This window comes from Methylocaldum sp., from assembly GCF_039794385.1.
In the GTDB taxonomy this organism is placed as follows: Bacteria; Pseudomonadota; Gammaproteobacteria; order Methylococcales; family Methylococcaceae; genus Methylocaldum.
Window position 1 is genome coordinate 1 of sequence record NZ_JBDIVO010000504.1, and the last position, 2,591, is coordinate 2,591.

The following is a 2,591-nucleotide window of genomic DNA, read 5'->3' on the forward strand; positions in this document are numbered from 1 at the left end:
CCGGCGACGGAATCGACATCGTCCAGGCAAACCAGATCCTGATGCTCCAGGCCATCGAGCACGCCGGGACCGTACTCGCGGAGGCCGGATAGCGGCAGATAAGAGACCGACAAGCCGCTTTGACACGCTTCCCGACAGCAGGCATTGAGCAAGTGGCTCTTGCCGGTGCCCGGTTCACCCCACAAAAAAATCAGCGTTTCGCCCCGACCGCTGGCGGCATGTTTTAGATGAGCGACGATTTCGGCGTTGGCTCCCGAGTGGTATTGCAGAAAACCCAGTTCGGGATTGAAAGCGAAGCGCAGGGGGAGTTGCTCCGCCATGAGTTCAAAAATGTTTAACCGTCGCGGCGTATTGCAGCATATCCGAAAGCAATCCGTCGAAAGCGTCAGTCAAGACCACTAGGAGTTACTTCACTTGGGCGCCTTTCAGCGCCAGCGCCACACGCGCCAAACGGGCTCCGAACGCCCGACACAGTTTCCGCTCTTCGTCGCTGACCGCGTTGTCACTCCCGGTGTGCCGGCTGGGTCCGTAGGGCGTTCCGCCGCTGGTGGTTTCGAGAAGCGCGCTTTCACTGCTGGGGATCCCGACCAGAACCATGCCATGGTGGAGCAGGGGCAATAACATGGTGATCAGCGTCGCTTCTTGGCCGGCGTGCATGGACGAAGTGGCCGTGAAGACGCCAGCCGGTTTACCGGATAATGCGCCCGAAAACCACAAGGAACTGGTACTGTCGATGAAATATTTGAGGGGCGCCGCCATATTGCCGAAGTGCGTAGGGCTTCCCAAGGCCAGTGCATCGCAGTTTTTCAGATCGTCGATCGTTGCGTAAGGCGGACCGGCTTCAGGAATAGTCTCCTCGGTGGCCTGGCAGACCGGCGATACTTCAGGGACGGTACGAATCTTGGCGACGGCGCCGGGAACTTCCTCGACGCCTCTCGCGATCAGATTGGCCATTTCGGCCGTGGAACCCCAACGGCTATAGTAGACGATTAGAACTTCAACCATGAAAAGGACGAAACACGTGAGTAAAGAGGTGCGAGCCAAAGTGACTCGCCAAAGTACTTGAGACCTTGCCGGTCTTAAAGAATCTTTAAAACGTTCTCCGGCGGACGTCCGACGGCCGCCTTCTCGTTTGCCAGCACGATAGGCCGCTCGATGAGGATCGGGTTTTTCACCATGGCGCCTATTAATGCTTTGCGATCCAGATCACGATTATCCAGCCCGGCGTCCTTATATGCCGCTTCGCCTTTGCGCATCAAGTCGCGGGGCTCCATGCCCAGTTTGGCCAGAATGGTCTCCAGCTCGGATGCGCTAGGAGGTGTTTTCAGATATTCGATTATCGTGGGCTCGATGCCTTTGCTCTTGAGAAGCTCAAGAGTAGCGCGGGATTTACTGCAGCGGGGGTTATGGTAAATCGTAACAGTCATGGCTATAGCTCTCGAAGTCGATCGTGGCGCGTCGAAAGGTTACGGTTCATCAAATGACCGGCGGATTGCTCGTGCTCGGTTTTGCCGGTCCTAATTGGAAAGCTTGATCGCTTAACCGAGACCGCCGCGCGTTTTTTGTTCCCGTTCCTGCTCTTTGCCGATGATTTTAACCAGTTCGGTAAGTTCGCCGGCGAGTATCTCGAGGAGATCGTCGCTGGTCAGAATGCCGGCCAGCAAGCCCTGCTGATTGACGACGGGGATGCGGCGAACACCCTTTACTCGCATTCTCTGCAAGGTTTCCCAAAGTCCGTCTTCTTCGCGGGCCGTTATCAGTTCGTAGCTCATGATATCCCCGACGACGACTGCATTCGGGTCCAGTTCCGCGGCAAGAATTTCCACGACGAGATCGCGATCGGTCACAATGCCGACGGGTTTCGCTCCTTCAGATGAGTCCTCTACGACTACGGCGCTGCCGACGTGAAACTCGCGCATCAGTTTGGCCGCTTCGATGATCGAGTCTTCTTTTCTTAGGACGACCGTATCGCGGTTACAGAATTGTCCAACAGACATGATGATCCTTTGCGCTGTAGATTGATGGAGGATTTGTATTTTAACCGTTTGAGTGGCCGGATGCAGGAAAAACCGCCGGTATCGCTAACCGGGCAGGAAGATGTAAAGCAGCACGCCGCCCAAAATCAGCCGATAGATCACGAAGGGTAACATGCCGATACGATCGAGGAGTCTCAGGAACCAGTCAATGGTAATGTAGGCAACGATACCGGAGAGCAGCGCTCCGAGGGACATGTTCCACCAGGATACCGTCTGGTCGGATTCGAATAACTCGTATGCCTTGAGTAATCCCGCCAATGCCGTTACCGGGATCGACAGCAGAAACGAAAATCGGGCGGCAGCTTTGCGATCCAGGCCGCGGAACAAACCGCCGGTTATCGTGATACCCGATCGGGATGTGCCGGGAATCAGCGCCACGGCTTGAAAGAGACCGACTATCAAAGCATCTTGCCAGTTCATGTCGGCATCGGTACGTCGTTCGGCGCTCACTTTTTGCGCCAGCCAAAGTACCAAGGCGAACACTATCGTGCTAGCGGCGATGACCAGCGGATTGCGGAGCTGGGTCTCGACATAACCGTTGGCCGCCAGCCCCGC

The 2,591-nt window shown here is 56.2% G+C and carries 4 protein-coding genes and 1 pseudogene; all 5 read right to left on the reverse strand.

Annotated elements, in window-relative coordinates:
* Nucleotides 1-320: pseudogene (locus ABJK70_RS23390) on the reverse strand (DnaA regulatory inactivator Hda); the annotation flags it as partial.
* Nucleotides 321-405: 85 nt separating this feature from the next.
* Complete coding sequence (gene wrbA / locus ABJK70_RS23395; RefSeq protein ID WP_077732494.1) at nt 406-1,005, reverse strand: NAD(P)H:quinone oxidoreductase; 600 nt, start codon at nt 1,003-1,005, stop codon at nt 406-408.
* A gap of 74 nt (nt 1,006-1,079) precedes the next feature.
* Nucleotides 1,080-1,427: an arsenate reductase (glutaredoxin) gene (gene arsC / locus ABJK70_RS23400; RefSeq protein WP_347259298.1), complete on the reverse strand. Its 348-nt coding sequence runs from the start codon at nt 1,425-1,427 to the stop codon at nt 1,080-1,082.
* Between the two features lie 111 nt (nt 1,428-1,538).
* Nucleotides 1,539-1,997: a CBS domain-containing protein gene (locus tag ABJK70_RS23405; protein WP_347259299.1), complete on the reverse strand. Its 459-nt coding sequence runs from the start codon at nt 1,995-1,997 to the stop codon at nt 1,539-1,541.
* A gap of 84 nt (nt 1,998-2,081) precedes the next feature.
* Nucleotides 2,082-2,591, reverse strand: a 510-nt coding sequence (locus ABJK70_RS23410; RefSeq protein WP_347259300.1) for an undecaprenyl-diphosphate phosphatase, incomplete at its 5' end; no start/stop codon positions are given.

What these genes read in the sequence shown, in the direction of transcription:
- wrbA (WP_077732494.1), bottom strand. Translation starts at nt 1,005, where the DNA reads ATGGTTGAAGTTCTAATCGTCTACTATAGCCGTTGGGGTTCCACGGCC.
- arsC (WP_347259298.1), bottom strand. Translation starts at nt 1,427, where the DNA reads ATGACTGTTACGATTTACCATAACCCCCGCTGCAGTAAATCCCGCGCT.
- ABJK70_RS23405 (WP_347259299.1), bottom strand. Translation starts at nt 1,997, where the DNA reads ATGTCTGTTGGACAATTCTGTAACCGCGATACGGTCGTCCTAAGAAAA.